The sequence below is a fragment of the Micrococcus sp. TA1 genome, assembly GCF_014199555.1.
In the GTDB taxonomy this organism is placed as follows: Bacteria; Actinomycetota; Actinomycetes; order Actinomycetales; family Micrococcaceae; genus Citricoccus.
This window is the reverse complement of record NZ_JACHNW010000001.1, coordinates 297054-316897: the sequence shown is the minus strand read 5'-3', so window position 1 is coordinate 316897 and position 19844 is coordinate 297054. Positions and strand designations below refer to the sequence as shown.

The following is a 19844-nucleotide window of genomic DNA, read 5'->3' as shown; positions in this document are numbered from 1 at the left end:
CCACCCCCAGTCGTTGATCATCCGGGGAGTCACGGCACCGGGGCCTGTGAACTGCAGAGGTACGTGACCGGGTTCCCCGATCGTCGGTGGCGCACTCTCAGACTGAGTGTCGTCTGGCATCCAAAAGAACTGAGACACCCGCCCCTGCAGGAGCGAGCGGATCACGCGGTCTCCGGCTGGCTCCAGCATCCGAAGTTCCCCTCCGCTGACAGCATCTCCCTACATATCAGAGGAGATATTCGGGGAGGTTGGCCAGCCGGGTGTCCAACCTCCCCTGAACATCACGCTGAGACGACGTCAACCGCGGACCTATTCCGGTGCTTGTCCGCAGGATGGCCGGCCGGAACCCAGGGTCCGTGACCCAAGACTCGTTCCCTCAGCGTTTCCCCTTCCTGGTACGAGGTGCGGTAGCGCCCGCGCCGCTGGAGCTCCGGTACGACCAGCTCCACGAAATCGGTGAGTGTGTCCGGCACGTGGTACTGGCGCAGGTTGATCGCATCGAGGCCGTCCTCGTCCATCCAACGCTCGATCTCATCGGCCACCTCCTCAACCGTCCCGATCGCCCTATGGGCCAACCGCAAGAATCGAAATTCCTCCCGGAACTCTCCCACCGTGCGGTGACGACCGAACCGGTCCGCCGCGCCACCCTCGGGCAAGTCCCCCGAGGCCACGAGGTCTCCAATGATGGCCTGGTCGGGGAAATCGTCGTAGGTCACCGGGGACTCCGTCCACGCCAGTGCCCCCTCGAAGGAGATGTAGGAGTCATACGTTCGGGCCTTGTTCAGCGCTTCCTCGCGGGTGCGCCCGACGATGACGTCGACCAGGGCGGTGGTCTTTACCGACCCCGGCTGCCGGCCGTGGGCGGCGGCTGCGGCATGGACCTCTCTGACCAGGGCGGCCGATTCCGCGCGTGTGGCCCCACCGACGAGGATGAGTTCGGCGTTCTTGGCCGCATAGGCCACCCCGCGGGTGCTGCCTGAGGCCTGGGCCAGGAACGGGACGCGCTGCGGTGAGGGGTGGACGATCGATGCCCCGTTGACCACGAAGTGCTCCCCGGTGTGCTCGATCCGGTGGATGGATCCGGGCCGGGCATAGACGCGCGCGTCCTTGTCTGCCGCGACCGCACCGACATCCCAGGAGCCTTCCCACAACTGGTAGGCCACGTCGATGAACTCATCGGCGCGGGCGTAGTACTCCTGCGGTTCCAAGGGCTTGTCCCAACCCTCCTTGCGCGCCGTGGACCCGGTGTTGGAGAACACGATGTTCCAACCGGCCCGGCCCTCGGAGAGGTGGTCGAGCGTGGAGGCCCGACGGGCCAGCGCATGAGGGTCACCGAAGCTCGTCGGCGACGTCACCACGATGCCCAGATGCTCCGTTGCCGCCGCGATGATCGAGGCGACCTGGAAGGGATCCAGTACCGGAAGGAACGCGCCGTGCTCGCCCGTGGGGTCATACGAGTCTCGGTAGATGTTCTTGCCCTCGGGAATATCGGCGAAGAAGATGCCATCGAGCAATCCCCTCTCGGCCAACCGGGCGATGTCCTTCCAGAAGGGCGGCCGATCGAACTGAACGCGCCGGTCCCCCGGCTGAGCCCAGACGCCGTAATAGAACTGGTTGATCGTGGCCGCTTCGAAGAGAAAGACGTGCAGTTGCTTGGTACCCATGAAAGTCCTTGTCTGCGCGATTGCGGTGGCGCACATGCCCCGTGCGGTGGACCACAGCATAGGAATGGACCTCACCGCGTCGAAGCACCGGGTAACTCACCCGACATGGGACTTCACGCCAGGTCACGAGGCTGGGCCGCTGTCGCGGTAGGGACTGGCCGCGTGACGCTGGACGTCTGGGCCCTTGACGTTCCAGGCGACCTCTTTGGTGCGCCATGGCCACTACCTAGCGTCAAGCAGCGGGGAGTCACTGTCCGGCGGGGAACTCGAGCCCTTGAAACGATGCCAGGAGAGCTACGTCGCTGCGGGCAGTTCCCGGATGCGCCGGTAGAGGGTGGCCCTCGACATACCCAAATCGCGGGCGACCTGCGCGGCGGGCTGGCCAGAGTCGACCAGGTGTGCGGCGCTGCGGATCTGGGAGTCGGTGAACGTCCGAGGACGGCCGCCGAGGTCCTTGCCGGCGGCCCGGCGCTTGGCGACGGAGTCGGTGGTGCGTTCGCGCTTGATCTCCAGCTCCATCTGGGCCAGGGCGGCCATCACCGTGAACACCATCGACCCCATCGGCGTGTGGGTGTCGACGTCTCCCCCACCCAGGTTCAGCACCCGCAACCCGGCACCTCGCTCTCGGAGACTCTCGGCGAAGGAGAGCATGTTCTGCGTGGACCGGCCCAACCGATCCAGAGTGGTGATCACCAGGGTGTCCCCCTCCTGCAGGGCGAACACTGCCTTGTCGAACTTCGGCCGAGACGCCTGGGCGCCGGACACCCCGTGATCGACATAGAGGTCATCACGCCGGACTCCGGCCGCGAGCAGGTCCTCGACCTGCCGGTCGGCGTCTTGTCGCCGGGTCGAGACCCGCGCGTATCCGATGAGCTTGCCCATGACCACCCCGCAGTGTCTCGAAACCAACGCCGTTGACACGATTCTAGGCCCTAGGTTTCGCTACATAGTTATGAGAATTCTCGAGGCCGGTCGGGCCCCGGATTTCCGGGAGTGCAGATTGAGGACCGAAAGGGGTCGGCGAGATGTCTCGAAAGCCTTGGGATGTAAGACGATCAGCTCGGGGAAGAAGGCCGCGATTCACGGTTTGGGGGCTCGCCATGCGACCGAGGTCAGGGCTGACCAGTTTCGTAGGTCGCCGGGTCCTGCTGGGTGCTTCCGTCGTTGCCAGCTTCGAGGGCGCCATGGATTGTTAGAGCCATCCACAGTTTGGCAACGACGCTGGTGTGGGACAGCTTGACCCCTAGCAGGTCCTCGATCTTGTGCAGCCGTTGAATGACGGTTTGCCGATGCATCATCAGTGTCTGTGCAGTTCGCTGGGGCGATCGGTCCTCGCTCAGATAGGTTCGCAGGGTATTCAGCAGTTCACGACGCGTGGGAGATTCCTCCAGTAATCCTGCGAGAGTTTTCCGCACGAAGTGTTCGCCGTCGTGGGGACCGTGGAAGCCCATCCATGATCGCTCCGGGTTGAACTGCGCCACGGCTCCCTGAGGGTTTTCCTGCGCTGTCAGCAGCGCCCACAATGACTCCTGCAGGGAGTCGTGAATCGCTCCGATTGGCACCAGCAAACCCAGTCCGGCTGTCACCTGTCCGTCCAGACAGTGCTCCACCATCGAGGCCAGGTCCTCGTGCTGGGCGATGACGAGGTGGCGGTCGCCCTGAAGGGTCGAGGAGAGCTTGACCCCGTGGCGCTGTAGCCGGCGGTTCACGGCTTCCCGGTCAGCTTCGGAGCCGCCCATCAGCGCGATCGCCTGGGCCATGCCCACGTATCCCATCTGGCGCATCCACCCTTCACTTTCGAAGTTAAAGCGGTTCTGGTCAGCGAGGATTCTATTGATGACATCGACGTGCCGTCGATTCTCCTGCAGCTCCTCCAGGGCGCGCCGCGAGAGTGAGGTCCTGAGCACCGAAGCTGCGTGTAGCAGCAAGGAGGGGTCGGCAATCGTCCCCTCGCGCGGGCGGAAGAAGGCCAGGGCCTCGGGCATGGCTGGCAGAGGGACGGCATGGATCAGTCCCTCATCCGGTGAGGACCACACTTGGGCGACGTCCTGGCGAGTACTGGCTCGTCTGGCCGTGGCCCCGGAGAGCCACGAGGGCAGGGCGGTCTCCGTGAACCAGGAGTGGAAGCAGCGGGCGTCCACCAGGGCAATGTCGTGCATCACCACGTCCCCGACCGTGGTGATCAGTTCGGAGCCGCTGTAGCCGTTGAGCAGGTCATGTCCGCTGAACTCATACAGCCGGGCGACGAGGCGTAGCCGCTGGGCCTGGATCAAGTTCGTGGATTCGGCCACGGCCTGGGCCACCGCTGTGAACGGCAGGGGGTAGGGGATCGTGAAGACGGGCATCTTCTTTTGATTGCAGAACGCCAGGAACTCGGCGGTCAGCGGCGGCGCGCCCATGCTGTCTCCGATGCCGATCGCGGCGACTCCGACCTTGGCGAGCAGAGCCGCCCACTCGCACTGGCCGGTTGCGCTCTTCGGCATGGTGTTGCCGTTCGTCAACAGGATCTGGCGGGCTCCGACCCACTTCCAGGGATCCGGCAGGTCACAGGTATGGGCCCATTCGACGTCCCGGCCCAACCCTCCGCGACCGGCCAGCAGCGAGAGCTGCAGTTGAGGCTGGGCGAGGATATCGCGAACGGTGAGCGTCATCACGTCAATATACATTCGTATACCTGCGACATTGAACTGTATACCCTGTGGGGCTCCTCACTTCTGCGTACTACGGCAACAATCGAATCCATCACATGTTCCCTTGAGGAGGATCACCATGACTGCACCAGTCGCGGGCCCGGTGGACGACGCTCCACTCACGCGGTTCCACATCAAGCTGACGGTCTTTTCCTCGGGCGGTCCCTTCATCGACGGCTATGCCCTGTCGATCATCGGCATCGCCCTGATCACCCTGCAGCCGGCCATGCAGCTGTCCGTTGCGGAGATTGGCCTACTGGGGGCCGCGAGCCTGGTCGGCATCTTCGTGGGCGGCGGCGTCTTCGGCTGGGTGACGGACAAGGTCGGCCGTCACACCATGTACATCCTCGACCTGCTGGCCCTGGCCCTGTTCTCGGTCCTGTCCGGTTTGGCCACGGATGTCTGGCAGCTGATCCTGTGGCGGTTCCTGCTTGGAGTGGCCATCGGCGCGGACTACCCGATCGCCACCTCACTGCTGGCCGAGTTCCTGCCCCGCAAATACCGCGGCCGTCTACTCGGTGCGACGTTCGTGGTGTGGGCCGTCGGCGCGGCCGCCGCCTATCTGGTGGGCTTCCTGCTCAAGGACTTCGGCCCGGACGTGTGGAGGATCCTGCTGATCTCCCCGGCCGTGTTCGCCATCGTCACCCTGCTGTGCCGACTCGGTACGCCCGAATCACCGCGTTGGTTGCTGTCTCAAGGCCACGATGAGAAGGCCCGGGCTGTCGTCAAGAAGGTCTACGGCCAGCAGTATGACCTCGAGCACCTGGGCGAGACACGCGATGAATCGGTGCCCAAGGCCAGCTTCCGCACGGTGTTCCAGGGCGAATACCTGAAGCGGACTGTGTTCGTCGCCGTGTTCTGGACCGCGCAAGTGATCCCCATGTTCGCGGTATACACCTTCGCCCCCGACTTGCTCGCCTCGTTCGGCATGACCGGTGACGCCAACCTCTATGGCGGGTCCTTCCTCATCGCCACCCTGTTCGTCGTCGGCGGTATCCCCGGACTCTGGTTGGTGGAGAAGATCGGCCGACGCAAGCTGCTGCTCTACTCCTTCGCCCTGGCCACCGTGATCCTCGCCATCCCGGCGCTGATTCCCAACGTGGGCGCGGTGCCCTTCTTCTTGGCACTGGCCGTGTTCGCCATCGCCTCCGGCTCGGCAAACTTCCTGCAGATCGTCTACCCGAACGAGCTGTTCCCGACCGAGGTCCGGGCCACGGCCGTGGGCATCGGCACGGCATTTAGCCGCATCGGCAGCGCCGCCAGCACCTATCTGATGCCTCTGGCGATCATGAACTTCGGCGGCGCCGGATCCCTAGCCATCGGAGCCGCGGTCAGCCTCGTCGGCCTCATCGCGACCCTCGCCTGGGCCCCGGAAACGGCGAACAAATCCCTCGCCGAGACCACAGTACGCGGAACCGCTCCCGCCAAGATCCCCTCGCCCACGGCCTGATCGGCCCGTCAAACCCCATCCGCACGACCCACTGAACGACCCCACCAAACCCAGGAGGAACCCCGTGGTTGCACACACCCCCATCGGCCCCGTCGACGCGACCAAGGTCCCGCGGTACGCGGGCCTGGGCACCTTCGCCCGACTCCCCCAGATCGACGCCGTACCCGACTACGACATCGCCGTCGTCGGCGTTCCCTTCGACGGCGGGACCTCTTTCCGGCCCGGCGCTCGGTTCGGCCCCTCGGCAATCCGTGAAGCCTCCCGGTTGCTGCGCCCCGGCTACCACGTCGAACTCGACTGCACCCCGGTGGAAAGCGCCCAAATCGTCGACGCCGGAGACATCGCCTGCACCCCCTACGACAACCAGGAAGCCGTCGCCCAGATCGAACGGGCAGCCGACGAGTTCGTCGGCAAGGACAAGACCGTGATCGCCCTCGGCGGCGACCACACGATCGCCCTGCCCTTGCTCCGCTCCACGGCCAAGGTCCACGGCCCCGTCGCGCTCCTGCACTTCGATGCCCATCTGGATACCTGGGACACATACTTCGACCAGCCGATCACTCACGGCACCATGTTCCGCCGGGCCTTCGAAGAAGGACTGCTCATTGAGGACCGCTCCATGCACGTGGGCATCCGCGGACCGGTCTACGACCAAGACGACTTCCTGCGAGACCACGAGTTCGGCTTCCAAATCATCCGCAGCACCGACCTCGACGAGATCGGCGTGCCGGCCGCCATCCAGCGGGTGAAGGACCGCATCGGACAAACGCCCGTCTACCTGTCCATTGACATCGACGTCCTCGACCCCGCCTTCGCCCCCGGCACCGGCACCCCCGAAATGGGAGGACTGCACTCCCGCGAGCTACTGCGGATGCTGCGCGGACTCAGCGGACTCAACATCGTCGGAGCAGACGTCGTCGAGGTCGCCCCCGCCTACGACCACGCCGACACCACGGCCTTGGCCGCGGCCACCGTCGTGTTCGACATCATGGGCCTAATCGCCAACCGCCAAACCGCGGCTGTCTCCGAGCCCGGAGAGTACGCCGTGGTGAGCAGCTGAGTGAGGCTGAGGAAGGTGGCGGGTCCTTCAGGACCCCGCCACCTTCCTCGTTAATCGAAAGCTGGAACGCGATCTTATGGGAGACTTGCCCTCCGGGCCCGGGGCTCTGCCAGGTGTTCGGGCGATCTTCGGTGATCATGATCTCCGGCGGCTCCATAACTCGCAGGTGCAGGACAAGCGCCTCCAAGAACTTGCGGACGTCGTCAGTGGCTGCGAGGAAGATGGTGTCTTCGGTCGAAGCGACAACGTCAGGTGTCGTATCGCTCCGGGAAACCTCACTGATTGACCTGCGCAGCCAGGAGGACCAGGGACCTGCATCCGCGGCACCTGGTAACGCTGCGACCAGCTCAATTTCGGCCTCGATGAATAGCGGCTGGAGCACGACGGCCACGAACACCGCCATTTATCAGTGCGCTTCACAACGCAAAGGCGCCGGGTTACTTGTCGTCGGGGGTCTCTACTCCATTGGGGACGATCAACTTACCGCCCCATTCCTTCTGCACATCCTTGAACACGGGCCAATATTCGTCCCGATACGAAGCGGCGTGGAGTTCCCAGTTGTTACCAGCGAGGATCAGGTCACGGTCGGCACTGCCATAGTAACCGGGGAAACTGTCGTCAACTTTCAGCGGTTCTTCCCCATCGGGAACCACGGACAGGTACAACCTCTCGCCCTCCCCTCCGTCCAAGAGACAAGTGCGTGACGAGAACGGAGGCACACCGTTGAAGGCGGGTTCAAAACTCTGGTCTTGTTCAGAGATCTGGCATCCAGTGATGTCGCTTAGCTGGTCGATGCCTTCGTTGGCATCAATGAAGGTTGTGCTTGCAGAGCAAGCAGTCAATAGCGGCAGGGAAATCACCGTCATGGCAGCGAGTTTCGTTGTCCGGCGCATAGGCCCCCCTCAAGGAGATAGTGCGAATGTGCGACTGACCGATAACACGGCGCGTCTCACAGTACCTATTGGAGAGACTGCCATCGGCGAAGGCGTGCTCGACTCCGGCAGGACCTCCGCATCGCTAAACTGGCTCAGGCCCCTCGTTCCAGCGCGCGGGCGATGCGCCGGAGGTAGCCGACGATAACGAGAAGAACGCCCAACAACATAACGACGTTGACGAACCCCTCGGCCCCCAGCCCCAGGATGAAGCCGAAGACTGTGAGGGCGCCGCCGATGGCGATCGTCGCGCTGTAGTTGGCGAACATGCCGCCCTGCTTTTCTGCCATGTCAGCAGGCCATCCGGCCCGGCGCACTCACCGATCCCAGTCCTGTGGAACTCGGTCACGGCCCGGGGTGCGCTGCGCGAGCTGTTCCTCGACGGGCCGGCGTTCGGTCGGGGCCGGTTCGAGGGTGATCCCGTTGTCGGACAGCCCCGACACCAGCGCGTCGTGCCGGGCGTCGCGGTCGTCCGGACGATTCTCTGGAGTCGGGTGCAGGGCGGCGTGGTGGTAGCGGGCGGTGTTGTCCTTCTCGGTGGGGGCCTTGCCCAGGGCTGTGTCGGCGTCGTCCTGTCCGGACACGGCCCGCCAGACGAGCACGTCGGCGGCCGCGGCTCGACGATCGGCCGGGTCGGGGTGGTGCTGGGCGAGCTCGTCGTACCAGGCGGGCGGGTCGGCCTCGATCCGGTTCAGCCGACCGTCGAGCTCGTGGCGGATGCGAATCACGAGGTCGGTGGTGATGTCTCGCTGACCCTCCGGTTGGTGCTCAGGCACAGTCAGGGCGGGTTCCTCGGTGCGGGGCGTGCAACGGGCCAGGATTTCCGGCACGGCATCGTCCGTCTCAGTCTCGCCTTGGTGGTGGAGGGCGGGGTCGGCCTTGACCAGCTGGGGCCAAGTCGCGGCCTCGCTCAGCCGGGCGACCGTCTCCGGGGCGTCCCCGTAGGTGTCCTGTACCCACTGCTGGGTGCGGGCGGAGCGGGCGGCCCAGTGGAGGTAGTCCAGTTCGTGGACCATGCGGCCCAGGTCGTTGGCCCACGCTTGTTGTTGGTCGCGGACCTCGTGGGCGGTGTGCTCGGCGGACTCGCGTTTGAGCACGCCCTCGAGGACGGGCACCGGACGCTCGGCCGGTGGGGTCTCGGTGAGCAGTCCCCACTCGTCCGGGGAGTGTGCCTCGTGGTCGACACCGAAGTCGACGTAGGCGTGGTTGGCCATTCGGCCGCGGGTCATGGCCACGTAGAACAGCTCCCGGGACAGTCCGGCTTTGGCGACGGCGTGGGCCGAATCCACGGTGACGCCCTGAGACCGATGCGCGGTGGTCGCGTACCCGAGTTCAGTGGAGCTGGCGAGGTAGTCCGGGTCCAGGGTGACCGCTCCCCCGGTGGTCTCATTGCGAGCCACGGCGGAGCCATCGGGGTTGATCCCGGTCAGGGTCAGCCGGGTGCCATTGGCGATGAACGCCCCGGTCTCATCGCGCAGCGATCGGTCGTTGCGCCGGGCCAGGATCAAGTCCCCGGCCCCGGCGGTGGCCTCCGCGCGCAGGGTGACGGTTTGCTCGACGTCCACGTCGCCGCTGGCGACCAGGTCGGCTTGGGCGCGGGTGTTCAGCTCGGCCACGGTGGCGTTGTCCGAGGCGATGAGGATCGTGGAGAGCCCGGCCCGCTTGTCGGCCACCCAGGCGGAGTACGCGGAATCGGCGGCGTCCTCCCCCGGTGCCCCGTGGATCCGGCCGTTCGCGGCGTACTCACCCAGCACGTCGGGTTCTCCTCGGCGCAGGCGCAGGGAGGCGTCGCGTTCCCACTCGTGACGGAACCGCCAGACCATGTCCAGGCGTTCGGGGTCGGCCTTGCGGTCCATCCAGCCCAGGAAGCCGCCGGCGTCCACGGCCTCCAGCTGGGCCGGGTCCCCGACCAGCAGGACCTTGGCCCCGGCGGCCTCGGCCTGCCGGGTGAGTTCGGCCAGTTGGGCGGTGGAGACCATGGAGGCCTCGTCCACGATGAGCAGCTGGTTCTCGGTGAGGGTGTAGCGGGCCTGGGCGGCGTGCTGTTCGGCCAGCTTCGCCGCCAACCGTTCAATGCTCGCCGCCGTCCGCCCACTGGGGCGACGGGCCTGGAGTTGGTGCAACTGGGCCGTGAGCTGTTGGACGCTCTGGGCGCGGCGGGCCGCCCCGTCGCCGACGGATTCATACAGCCATTTGGTGGTGTTCTCGGTGGCCACCCCGAGTTCGTCCCCGAGGACCCCGGCGGCCACGGCCGAGGGTGCCAGCCCGACGACCGAGGACTCCCCGTGGGTTTCGGACCAGAGGTGGGCGACGGCGGCCATCGTGGTGGTCTTACCGGTCCCGGCCGGACCGATGAGCCCCTGCACCACCGTCGGCGAGGACAGCACGGCCGCGGTGGCCCGGGCTTGATCGGCGCTGAGGGGGTGGCCGCTGGCTGTGGTCACCTGCGTGACCTGGCCAGCGATGGTGTCGGGGTCCAGGTGGGGCCCGGTCGCGGTGGTGGCCCGGGTGATGAGGTAGGCCTCGTCGTCGATGACCTGCCGGGTGGTCCACAACCCGGCCCTGCGCTGATGGTCGAACACGGACTGGCCATGGTGGGCCACCGCCGGGTTCGTGCTGTTCACGTCGGTGGTGTCCGGGGCGATGGAACGGGTGGGGGTCAGTTGCACGGCCCGGGCCAGGGCAGTGTCCACCAGCTTCTCGGTGGCCGCGTGCCGCTCGGTGGCGGTGCGGTAGCGGACCAGCCGGGTGATGCGTTCGGCCGAGGCGGTCACGTTGGCCCGGGTGAACGTGGCCCGGCGGGTGGCCGCATCCGCCAGCGTCCAGGCGGCCAGCTGCCCGACGACGTCGTCGGTGAGCTGTTCGGGCGTGATGGTGGTGTCGGCGTGGCCCACGGCATGGGCCACCAAGGTGGCCGGGTCGTGGCCGGTGGCCAGGGACCGCTCGCGCCAGCCGACCATCTTCTCCGCCAGCGACAACGACTGGTCCTCCTTGGGGGTGCGGGTCTCCAGGGTGGCCTGCTGGCGCAGCTGGAGCACGATCGCTGCCGGGGGCTGACGGCCGTGGGTGGCCACCCATTCGGCCACCAGTTCGTCCTTGCGGGTCTCGATGTCCCGGGACCTCGTGGAGAACTCGGCGATCAGGCTGTCCGGGACCCCGGCGAGCTCGACCCGGTGACCGGCGGTGTCCGGGCCCTGTCCACTCGGTCCGGACGCGTCGGCGGCGGTGGCCGCGGACAGGGCCTCGGCCAGCTGTCGGCCGTCCTCGGAGCGGGACTCCGGCAGCACGCCGATCTGCTGGTGGAGCCGGTCGAACAGCAGCGAGTTGTACGTCTCGGAGATAGCCACCACATGCCGGTGCAACGTATAGCTGTCCAGCGTGGCCCACTGGCCGTCTAGGGTGCGCTGGACCCGGTTGGAGATCACCGTGTGGGTGTGCAGCTGCGGGTCCCCGGCCCGGGAGTCCCAGTGGTCGAACTGACTGGCCACCAACCCGGTCACCGGCACGTGCGCCACCCCGCCGTGTCCGGCCCTCGATTGCAGGACGTTGACCTCGACCCAGGCCAGGGTCTCGTTCATCGCAGCCTCGTGGGCCTGCTGGATCTGGCCCTGCAACGACGGACCGGCCACGGCCCACAGGGCGGACACGGACTTGGGCACCGAGAAGGTTAGGTCGAACCCGGCCACCGCCTGGCGGGTGGCCTTGGCCGCCCGGCCGGCCGGGGTCTTCGCCTCCGCCGGGGTCACCTGGCTGGCCATCGGCGCCCGGCCCAACAGGTGCCCGGTGTCCGGGTCGCGGGCTTGTTCGTAGAGCATCACCGCGTCCGCGCGGGTGACCTCCTGACCGGCGATCAGCGAGGTCCCAGCCAGTCCGGAGCCGACCCAGCGGCCAGCCGGGGCCTTGGCCTCGGTGTAATAGGCGGTCAGGTCCTGGCGGCCGTGGTGGCGTTCGTCACCGGTGGCCACGCTGTCCAGGTAGTAGGCGACGGACATCTTCGAGATCGAGACGGTCACCGGACACCCCCCGCCGTGGCCACCTGTCTGGTGGCCTGTCCGGTCACGGGCGCCCGGCCACGGTTGCCGGTGGGGGTGGCCACGGCCTGCCGGAACCGTGTCCAGGTGGCCAGGATGTCTTTGTCCACCGCGGCGGCCGGCTGGCCGCCGGTGGCCTTGTACAGCCGCTTGCACAGGGTGTCCCACTGCCGCACCACGCCCTGCAAGTGCTGCCGCTCGGTCGCTGCCAGCTCAGCAGCCTCGGACAACTCCTGGTACCGGGCGGACAGCTGAGCGTACTGGCCCTGCAAGGTGGCTACTTGCTGGCGCAGTCCGGTGACCTTGGCCGTGGCCGCCCGGGCCTCAACCACGGCCGACCAGTTCCGGCGCAATTCGGACAGTTCCCCGCTGGCCGCGGCCAACCGGTCCCGGACACCGGCCGCGTCGGTGGCCTGCGCCACCAGGGCCCTGGCCGCTGACCGCCGCGCTTCGGCCAGCTCGGCTCGCAACCGGGTGACTTCCTGGTCGCGGTCCAACACCCGGCCGCGGCACTGCCCCAGGGTGGTCTCGGCCTGCACCAGCTCGGCGGAGACTCGGTCCAGTCTGGTCCGCAACCTGGCGGATTCGGTCCGCTCGGGCGAGGCCGTTTGGCGGCGCCGGTAGGCAGCCACCCGGCAGGTGGCATTGCAGTACTTGCGCCGGGCATCGGAGTCCTCGGCTAAGGGCTCCGAGCAATGAGCGCAACGGCGAATTGGGGTCCTCACGCCTTCAGTTCGACGCGGCGCACCGTTCGGGTATGTCACGGTCGGTGTTACGCAGTGCACCTTGGTGCCAGACGTGTGATGACTGATTGCCTGTTTCGCTCGTCGAGCGAAACAGGCTGCAAGCTGCGCGGCGTGTCTTCTTGGCCGGAAATGACAGTCACTGGCTGCGTGACTGACGCGCGGGCTCGCGGATCGCTAAGACAGGAGCAAGCCAGGTGCGGCGAAAGCCGTTGGAGGTGATGTTTCGTGCTGGCTCTGGCGGGGTTACTCACTCTCTGAAGAGAGGCTGGCAGTGAGTAGCCAACCCCCATCAGACGTGCCTGATCCATTTGGATCACCTGACCGTTCAAGTACTGCCTGCGCAACCCCGGTGCCAGATCCCTTAGGCGCCGGAGTTGCACCACCAGGAAAGTGTTGACCGATCAATCGCACGATTGTTGAGGCGGTCCTAAGGGTGGCGTCCCGGGACTGAAGGCATTGCATCCGGCACGTGTCCGCGCGCGTAAGCCTGCTCGCGCCTGCTTCGTATGTCCTCCCGCCATCGGGACGGGCCACCGGACGGGTCAATCGGGATGCCCGTAGTGACGGGCAATCGTTTGTCCACCTCGGCTGCGGGTGTGCCCGGTGGGGGTTCCTCCTACGGGCGCGCGGCGAATGGTGCTTCTACGCCCACTGCATGGGGTAGAACAGGACGGTGAGATGGCTCAATAGGTGGTTCGGCTTGTACGAACCGGACTGGTCGAAAGATTCCGGCTGAGACCCGTTCCGCGAAGCGGTGTGGCGGTTATCGCTCGACGGGCAGACCCGCGGATGGGTGACGACATCGGTCATGCCCATGCGGTCCTTCCCGTTCTTCTGGGACAAGCAGGAACAGATGTGGACCCAGGTGCATTGGGCCGATGGCCGGCACGAGTACTGCGAAGAAGACTACGGTCCCGACTGGTACGTAGTGCAGGAACTACGTGGCGGGCATTTCTCCACGTGGGACCCCTCCATCGATCACGAAGTCAACTTCGACGCGACCCTCCTCACCGGCGCCGAACGAGACCGCCCATGGACACAGCTGGACCACGGCCTTGAGCCTCACAGCCGGAATTGAGTCGACATCCACGCGTAAGTCCGTGCGCCTTGGTTCGCACCAAGGGCCCGGCTTCAGGATGGGATACGAGACGTCCTTCGCCCGCGCACGGGACCGCTATGGGTTGCTCTCCCTTACCAACGAACGCCATCCGCGCCCTATATGCCGAAACCCGACAATCAAACTTCTTGGGAGGCTAGTCCCTCCATCGTTCAACGACACCCTCAAATGCTTCCTCGAACCAGTCTTTCTTCCACTCTTTGTGGAATTCGACATCGTTAGAAGCTGGCTTGTCGCTGATTTCGTCAATCCTTGTTAGCGAAGGAAGCGCGATAGCGTCTCCGATCAAAATAGCCTCCCTCTGCTCAAGCGAAGCCAACGAATCCGTGATCGCAGCTAGACTGTCGGGTAATAAACGCTTGACGTAGCGCTGATCGTTCGGATTGGTGAGACGCATCGCTACGAAGTTGTTGCACTGCGAGAACACTGTCTCGGAAATTTCGGACGGTCGCTGACTGACGATCATCAAGGAAATGCCGTACTTCCTACCTTCCTTGGCGACTCGCTCGATCGCCCTCTTGACCGAACCATACTTGGCGCCCTCGCTCTGAGGAATGTAGTTGTGCGCCTCTTCGTAGACGAGCAGAAACGGAAGTTCCGAGTCATCGTCCACGTGCAGCTTTTTGAAGTGGAAACTGAACGTGAATATTAGGCGGGTAATGAGGGAAACAACGACACTGAGGACGTCGAACGGAATGCCGCTCAGATCAATAATCGTGACGTTGCCCTTTTTTTCGCCGTACCCCATGAACTGCTTAAGCAGGTCGGAAAGGTCGTAGGTCTTGTACTCGGTTCCATCTTCCTTTCTCGGAGCGAGTAGGAAGTCCAGTCGGTGGTCGTTCTTGCGGGTCTCAAGACGCATAAGAAAGCGGTTGAATTCTCCCGCAAAGGGACCACCCGTCGCTTTCGTGGCCGCGGATTGAGACGCCTCGACGAAATCCAGTCGCCGATCAAAATAGATGTCCTCACGGTTCGAGATGAGACCGATGTCTTTCGCTTTCGGACCGCTTTCGCCGGGAGCCTTGCTGATCATCTCGGAGTTGAGATTGTCGAGGTAGTTGGTAACTCCTTCGAGCGAGAAGTAAACCGGGGAGTCGTAAGAGACTCGGACGGGATCAATCTGGGGATTGTTCCGTTGCTTGTTGGCGATGACCGCGTTGCGGAACTGAGAGACCTGATTATGCGAGTTCTGTTCATTGCTTTCGATGAACATCTCCTCGAGCTCCTCCGCGTTCATCAACCAGTACGGCAACTTGATGTCTTCCGCTCCGATCACCCGCGCGTTAGGGAAAGCGGGCGCGTACTCACCGTGGATATCGAAGATGATAATGTGCGAATTGTTGAGGACACCAGGGCTCCGTACTGCGCCTCCTGCCCGCAGCCCTTCCTGCAGGATCGCGGCGACCGTCGATGATTTCCCGGACCCAGTGGATCCCACGACTCCGATGTGCTTTCCGAAGAACTTGTCTCCGTGTAGGGCGACACGCACCTCGTTGTCCTGGACCAAGCTGCCGAATGAGAAACGGTCTTCTTCGTCGACCGAACTGTAAATTTTCTCGAGCAGATCCTTCCCGGCGATCGAAACGTTCTGAGGCGGGATCGTAATTTGCTTGCCGCCGCGCGTGAAGACGCCGCCGTCAAGCCTGCCCACGGGCTGCAGCGAAAGTACGAATTTGGGCTCTGTCTGGCTCTCTTCGCTTCCGATGGTGTCCTTAATCCGGAAGCCTTGTACGACTGCAACTAGCGTGGAATCCATGTCGTCGGAGATTTCCAGATAGCTTCCGATTTGAATCTTTTCTTCGAGCTCCGCGTAGGCCGCGGTAGAGCTCACTTCGATCTCGATCGAGTCAGGACCGACTGCGACGACCTTTGCCATCTCGTTCATGTTCATGCGATTTCCTCCAATAGTTGCTTGTAGGCGGCCGGTTCAAAATGGCGCAGCGCGAACACCTGGTCGGCTGCACCGTTCATCCAGGCCTGTTCGTCACCGATCGAAACGAATCGGGAAATTTTGAATTGCGAAGGATCCAGCATCCGGAAGCTATCTTGGGTAACGAGCCGCAGAACAAACGAGGAACGCTCTATCTTGTCCCCTGCCCCGCGCGTGTTGATAACCGGATGTTCGATGAAGGCTTGCGGCTGGAATTCCAGATCTTCATGACCGTCGTTGAAGGCGACGCCGGAACGAACGAGCCCGAGCTTGAGCTGACGGACGAGATCTGGAGTACCGCCGACGATTGCCGTCCAAGGATGTGCGCTCCTCAGGCGCCCCAAGTGTTTGCGCGCAAGCGCTTGGCACAACCTCACGGTCTCGTCGAGGTTATCTTTAGAGATCTCCAAGTAAATGGCCCGCTTTTTCGTAGGGTCGTGAAAACCACCGGAGCGCAGCTTCCGTTTTTGCGCCCCCAGGTATCGATCCGCTCCAATTTTCTGCATCTGCCATTTATCGAAAAGAAAGTCCTTGACCGTCAGCCAATCGATTAGATCCTGCCGCGTGACGCTTCTGACCGAAGGTTCATCACTCCTTGCACGCTCATGAACGAACTCGCGAGTTTTCGCCATGTAGATCGCCAGGACTTCGTCACCATCGCAGCCCATCGCCGCCCGAAGAGCGTCAATCAATGCGGTCTCCTGCGTGGCAAAGGCATCTCCACGGATTATTCGCAAGCGCGAGCAGAAGTCTTCCAGGTCAGCGTCATTGACGCCGGCGAAATATTCGATTGTTTCCCCGTCGCGCGGCTTTTTGGTCAAGCTTTGCTTCAGATGTGCGACATCGAGACGATCCGGCATGACGCCAAAATCGCCGAAATGGATGTGCAGGACGTAATCCCAGCGAGCTCCAGTCTTGTAATGCTCAAGCATGAGACGAACCGGTTCACGCAAGCTTTTTGGAGAAGTGTAGGCCTGTCCGGCAAAGTACTTCACTTGGACAGCTTCGCTGTTTTGCAGCGTATGAAGATCGATGTCTTCAATACCCTCGATTTGCACGACGTCCGTGTCGGCAGCGGTCAGAAGTGACAGAGCCGTCTTGTCGAACTGGTACTCATAACCAGCAATGGCTGCATGCGCCGACCTCGAACCGGTCGGTAATGAAGAAGGCTGAGTCACGTGATCTCCCCGATCCTGACTTGAGTATGGCTGCTATTTGGCAGGCTATTCGCAAATGAGGGTGTATTCGGGGTTCGCGGGTTCGTGTCGAGGTCTTCCAGGATGGGGATTCCTGCACACCTATCCGGAAGACCTCGACATGTCCCACGCCAGCTTCGCCGCACCCGACCTGACCGTGTTTTGCCGTCTCGACGGGCTCGGCCTTGAAGCCCTCGGTCAGCTTCTTGAACCGAATCGGACGGTGATCGAGCGCCGTGTCGTCGAGCTGGATCCGCTGCCCCGGAGGTAAGGGGCAGAGGGCGTCCCGCCAGACTGTGCGTCCGACCGCCTCGACCGGCATCGGGTCCAGGCTTTCTTGCGCCTGACGGACGGCACGGGGAGCGGTCGTGATCACTTCCGCCAAGTGACTCCAGTCCAGAGATATAAGGTGGGGCATTCTCGGGGTCAGAGGTGCTGCCGAGGGTCATATGGGCGACGGTGCGATGCCGTAAGGGGATCCCCTATCGGACCCACCTGAGTCCAAGGCCGGAATCCTCACGCGATCACAGAAGTTCGTCATTTGGTGGGCTTGTTTCCGTTCGTGGACTCATCCTGGCGCGCGGTGATGAGCTGGGCGTATCTGGTCTCGAATGTGGGGTATTCCAAGGTGCCCAACAGTCTGAGGAGCCGTGTGCCATCGAGGGTGGTACCGCTGGCGGCCTCGGGGTGAACTCGCGGCGGCGCCGGTACCCTCAGACACCGCGCGATGTACTCGACGACCTCACCCAGTAGGGCCGGCTTCTGGTCCACAGCGTGCAGCACCCGTGGTGGGTCGGCTGCCCCAAGAATTGCCTCCAGGGCGCGGACCAGATCGGTCTCATGGATCCGATTGGTGCGCCGGGCGTACTGGACCGGGGTGCCCTCGAGGACTCTACGCACCAACATCTCCCTGCCGGGCCCGTAGATCCCGGCTGGGCGCAGGATGCGCGCGCCGAACATATCCGCGGCTAGCAATTCTCCATCGCGCAGTGCTTCGCCCCGCGCGGTCACCGGAGCCGGGGAGTCCACTTCGGTCAGCGCCCGGTGGTGCGCACTGCCTTCAAAAACACGGGTGGAGGATACGAACACGACCCGCCCGGGCACGCTAGGCAGGGCTGCGGCAAGGTTGTACAGCGGGGTGCGGTAACCATCGGAGCAGTCCCCGGTGTCTCGCGCGCCAGGAGGCAAGGTGATCACCATCGCCTCCACCTCTGGCATCGCGTGGGGCGCCGGTTCCTGCAGGTCGATCGCGAGAGTGGAGAACTCAGGAGGCAGAGAGCCCGGATGGCGGCGAAGCGCCAACACCTCCCACCCTGCATCTACGAGGCGTCGGCCCAGGCGCGTGCCCAACTTCCCACACCCGACCAGCAGGATCCGGCCGGGCTCTTCGTTCAGCGTGCTTGGTGCATCGGGCATGTCCACAGTCTCTCTCGGCGATCCTCCAAGGGGCATGACTGAGCGCGAGTTGCCAGCCTTTCGCACGAAACACCAGGACGGTGGCGCCCCTGTCCGCTGGGATGTCGTGGCCCGAGCCGTTCGTGGCTACCAGAACGGAAGTGGCTTGAGCTTTGGGTAGCGTGCGCGCAGCGCGTCTTCGTCGTCCTCGTCCCACTCTTGCCCGGTGGGCTCTGCTGCAGTCTCCAGTCCCGGATGAGATGGGTAATCCATGAAGATTTCTCGGCCGGTTGCCTCTATGTACGCGTCCATCGCGGCGTAGGACAACAGCTCCGCCTCGCCGACCTGGCGGACGTTTTCCAGGCGCCCATCGGCCAAGGCTTGAGGGTCGGCCCGCACCGCCTCGAAGTAGTCCTCGCCCTGCGCTAGGACCCAGCTGCGGAAGTCGGTGAAGCAGTCATCCGAACACCCGCCCATCAACAAGTAGGCGGCGCCCCACAGATCCCACGAGTAGAGCTCGTCCTGGCGGGCCACAAACGCCACGTCGAACGCGGCGATCTCCGGCGCCGGAAGACCCGCCAGCGTGCTGGTCAGACTCTCGGTCTGGTCATCGATGCTGCGACCAGCCACTGTCCTGGACTGGTCAATGATGTGCCAGAAGCGGTCGTCCTCCATCGCCGCGACCGCGGGGTATCGATCGGAGTGCCCGCCCCCCTGCCCGCCGTCGGGGACATCGAGGGAAGACTCTGCGACGTAGCCGAAATCCTCTGCGTCCGCGCCTGGGTTTTCAGGATCTTCGCCGCAGCCGACCACTCCGAAGCCCATCACCGTGATCAGTGCGACGGCCGAGAAAATCTTCCTCATACTGGTTCCCCTTGCTCTGCCCTCATCGCATGTCAGCCCGAGGTTCCTGGGGAGATCATAAGGGTGAGAAGCAGAGGTCCTGACGGCCATCTGCGAGACGGGACTGGCAGTGCAGAGAACCAGCCAAGAGCTCCGATGGTGTGCCAGCCCGTGATGCTCTGGTACTAGAAGTCGTTCCAGCCACGCACCTGTGCGGCGAGTTCGCGGATCGGTGGGCGCATGCCCCGGCATTCCATGGCCCAGGCCTCGGTCAGGTTCGGCAGTCCCATCATCGGGGTGTAGTCCTTGCTGTCCACGATGAGACCGTCCAGGGACAACCGCTCCAGTTCTGGCAGACCGGCCAAGAAGTCCAGGGAGTCGATGTGGGCGATGCGGATCGAGTTGAAGTCTCCACCCAGGGACAGGTCCCGTAACGCGGGCAGGGTGCCCAGGGCGGTCATGTCCCGAGCATCGCGCAACCCGTGCAGTTGCAGGGTGTGAAGGGACGGGTGGCTCGCCAGTGGGTCCACGCTCGTCACGGCCGGCATGGCGTGGAACTTGAGGGTATGCAGACCGGGCATGGCCGCGATGGGCGCCAGGTCGTTGTAGTCGCCCCACTTGACTTCCAGGTACTCGAGCTGGCCTTGATGGGCGGCTGATGGGTTGCGCAATCGCTTTTGAGCCTTCCGGAGACCCCAGTCCGGCCCACACCGGGTGACCGTATGGTCCCCGCCATGGCGTAATTCGGGTCATTGATCTTTATGAAGGAAGAATCAGCGAATGGCCGGTG

At 64.2% G+C, this 19844-nt stretch carries 16 protein-coding genes and 1 pseudogene; 4 read left to right on the top strand and 13 right to left on the bottom strand.

Annotation, left to right across the window (positions count from 1 at the left end; translation table 11 throughout):
* Window positions 1–281: 281 nt before the first annotated feature.
* The 3 genes from GGQ69_RS01300 to GGQ69_RS01290 form a co-directional block, all read right to left on the bottom strand.
* On the bottom strand, window positions 282–1724 hold the full coding sequence (locus GGQ69_RS01300) for an NtaA/DmoA family FMN-dependent monooxygenase (RefSeq protein WP_183523606.1): 1443 nt from the start codon (window positions 1722–1724) through the stop codon (window positions 282–284).
* Window positions 1725–1958: 234 nt separating this feature from the next.
* The gene (locus tag GGQ69_RS01295) at window positions 1959–2546 is read right to left on the bottom strand and encodes a recombinase family protein (protein ID WP_183528143.1); all 588 of its coding nucleotides are present in this window, start codon (window positions 2544–2546) and stop codon (window positions 1959–1961) included.
* A 230-nt stretch (window positions 2547–2776) separates the two neighbouring features.
* Entirely contained in the window at window positions 2777–4315 is a 1539-nt protein-coding gene (locus GGQ69_RS01290; RefSeq protein ID WP_183523604.1) for a PucR family transcriptional regulator, read from the bottom strand.
* Window positions 4316–4433: 118 nt separating this feature from the next.
* Here GGQ69_RS01290 and GGQ69_RS01285 point away from each other — a divergent pair, with 118 nt between their 5' ends.
* Both GGQ69_RS01285 and speB read left to right on the top strand, forming a co-directional pair.
* Window positions 4434–5804: an MFS transporter gene (locus GGQ69_RS01285; RefSeq protein ID WP_183523602.1), complete on the top strand. Its 1371-nt coding sequence runs from the start codon at window positions 4434–4436 to the stop codon at window positions 5802–5804.
* A 64-nt stretch (window positions 5805–5868) separates the two neighbouring features.
* Window positions 5869–6864, top strand: a complete 996-nt coding sequence (gene speB, locus GGQ69_RS01280) for an agmatinase (protein ID WP_183523600.1) — start codon at window positions 5869–5871, stop codon at window positions 6862–6864.
* 437 nt (window positions 6865–7301) lie between these two features.
* On the opposite strand, the gene GGQ69_RS01275 is transcribed toward speB, so the two are convergent.
* The 5 genes from GGQ69_RS01275 to GGQ69_RS01255 all read right to left on the bottom strand — a co-directional run bounded on the left by GGQ69_RS01275 (window position 7302) and on the right by GGQ69_RS01255 (window position 13383).
* On the bottom strand, window positions 7302–7730 hold the full coding sequence (locus GGQ69_RS01275; RefSeq protein WP_183523598.1) for a hypothetical protein: 429 nt from the start codon (window positions 7728–7730) through the stop codon (window positions 7302–7304).
* A 161-nt stretch (window positions 7731–7891) separates the two neighbouring features.
* Window positions 7892–8086 carry a hypothetical protein gene (locus GGQ69_RS01270; protein WP_183523596.1) on the bottom strand — a complete coding sequence of 65 codons (195 nt, stop codon included), beginning with the start codon at window positions 8084–8086 and terminating at the stop codon, window positions 7892–7894.
* A gap of 27 nt (window positions 8087–8113) precedes the next feature.
* Window positions 8114–11809 carry a MobF family relaxase gene (gene mobF / locus GGQ69_RS01265; protein ID WP_183523594.1) on the bottom strand — a complete coding sequence of 1232 codons (3696 nt, stop codon included), beginning with the start codon at window positions 11807–11809 and terminating at the stop codon, window positions 8114–8116.
* Complete coding sequence (locus GGQ69_RS01260; protein WP_183523592.1) at window positions 11806–12402, bottom strand: hypothetical protein; 597 nt, start codon at window positions 12400–12402, stop codon at window positions 11806–11808. The genes mobF and GGQ69_RS01260 overlap by 4 nt, the downstream gene beginning before the upstream one ends.
* An 813-nt stretch (window positions 12403–13215) precedes the next feature.
* Complete coding sequence (locus GGQ69_RS01255) at window positions 13216–13383, bottom strand: hypothetical protein (protein WP_183523590.1); 168 nt, start codon at window positions 13381–13383, stop codon at window positions 13216–13218.
* Between GGQ69_RS01255 and GGQ69_RS01250 the strand changes: the two genes are divergently transcribed.
* Entirely contained in the window at window positions 13382–13651 is a 270-nt protein-coding gene (locus GGQ69_RS01250; protein WP_183523588.1) for a hypothetical protein, read from the top strand. The genes GGQ69_RS01255 and GGQ69_RS01250 overlap by 2 nt on opposite strands.
* A 175-nt stretch (window positions 13652–13826) precedes the next feature.
* On the opposite strand, the gene GGQ69_RS01245 is transcribed toward GGQ69_RS01250, so the two are convergent.
* Both GGQ69_RS01245 and GGQ69_RS01240 read right to left on the bottom strand, forming a co-directional pair.
* The gene (locus tag GGQ69_RS01245) at window positions 13827–15581 is read right to left on the bottom strand and encodes an ATP-binding protein (protein ID WP_221243330.1); all 1755 of its coding nucleotides are present in this window, start codon (window positions 15579–15581) and stop codon (window positions 13827–13829) included.
* Window positions 15578–16798: a hypothetical protein gene (locus GGQ69_RS01240; protein WP_183523586.1), complete on the bottom strand. Its 1221-nt coding sequence runs from the start codon at window positions 16796–16798 to the stop codon at window positions 15578–15580. The genes GGQ69_RS01245 and GGQ69_RS01240 overlap by 4 nt, the downstream gene beginning before the upstream one ends.
* 139 nt (window positions 16799–16937) lie before the next feature.
* Between GGQ69_RS01240 and GGQ69_RS01235 the strand changes: the two are divergent.
* A pseudogene (locus GGQ69_RS01235) lies at window positions 16938–17084 on the top strand (ISL3 family transposase); the annotation flags it as partial.
* Window positions 17085–17353: 269 nt separating this feature from the next.
* Here GGQ69_RS01235 and GGQ69_RS01230 read toward each other — a convergent pair.
* From GGQ69_RS01230 to GGQ69_RS01220, 3 genes are all read right to left on the bottom strand, one after another.
* The gene (locus GGQ69_RS01230) at window positions 17354–18232 is read right to left on the bottom strand and encodes a sugar nucleotide-binding protein (RefSeq protein ID WP_183523584.1); all 879 of its coding nucleotides are present in this window, start codon (window positions 18230–18232) and stop codon (window positions 17354–17356) included.
* A 126-nt stretch (window positions 18233–18358) separates the two neighbouring features.
* Window positions 18359–19075: a DUF4240 domain-containing protein gene (locus GGQ69_RS01225; protein ID WP_183523582.1), complete on the bottom strand. Its 717-nt coding sequence runs from the start codon at window positions 19073–19075 to the stop codon at window positions 18359–18361.
* 164 nt (window positions 19076–19239) lie between these two features.
* Window positions 19240–19725: a hypothetical protein gene (locus GGQ69_RS01220; protein ID WP_183523580.1), complete on the bottom strand. Its 486-nt coding sequence runs from the start codon at window positions 19723–19725 to the stop codon at window positions 19240–19242.
* Between the last annotated feature and the right edge of the window lie 119 nt (window positions 19726–19844).

Coding starts and splice junctions, on each gene's coding strand:
- GGQ69_RS01300 (WP_183523606.1), bottom strand. CDS start 1,724: ATGCTGTGGTCCACCGCACGGGGCATGTGCGCCACCGCAATCGCGCAG.
- GGQ69_RS01245 (WP_221243330.1), bottom strand. CDS start 15,581: ATGAACATGAACGAGATGGCAAAGGTCGTCGCAGTCGGTCCTGACTCG.
- GGQ69_RS01255 (WP_183523590.1), bottom strand. CDS start 13,383: ATGACCGATGTCGTCACCCATCCGCGGGTCTGCCCGTCGAGCGATAAC.
- GGQ69_RS01225 (WP_183523582.1), bottom strand. CDS start 19,075: ATGAGGAAGATTTTCTCGGCCGTCGCACTGATCACGGTGATGGGCTTC.
- GGQ69_RS01285 (WP_183523602.1), top strand. CDS start 4,434: ATGACTGCACCAGTCGCGGGCCCGGTGGACGACGCTCCACTCACGCGG.
- GGQ69_RS01295 (WP_183528143.1), bottom strand. CDS start 2,546: ATGGGCAAGCTCATCGGATACGCGCGGGTCTCGACCCGGCGACAAGAC.
- GGQ69_RS01275 (WP_183523598.1), bottom strand. CDS start 7,730: ATGACGGTGATTTCCCTGCCGCTATTGACTGCTTGCTCTGCAAGCACA.
- GGQ69_RS01230 (WP_183523584.1), bottom strand. CDS start 18,232: ATGCCCGATGCACCAAGCACGCTGAACGAAGAGCCCGGCCGGATCCTG.
- GGQ69_RS01270 (WP_183523596.1), bottom strand. CDS start 8,086: ATGGCAGAAAAGCAGGGCGGCATGTTCGCCAACTACAGCGCGACGATC.
- GGQ69_RS01250 (WP_183523588.1), top strand. CDS start 13,382: ATGCCCATGCGGTCCTTCCCGTTCTTCTGGGACAAGCAGGAACAGATG.
- GGQ69_RS01290 (WP_183523604.1), bottom strand. CDS start 4,315: ATGACGCTCACCGTTCGCGATATCCTCGCCCAGCCTCAACTGCAGCTC.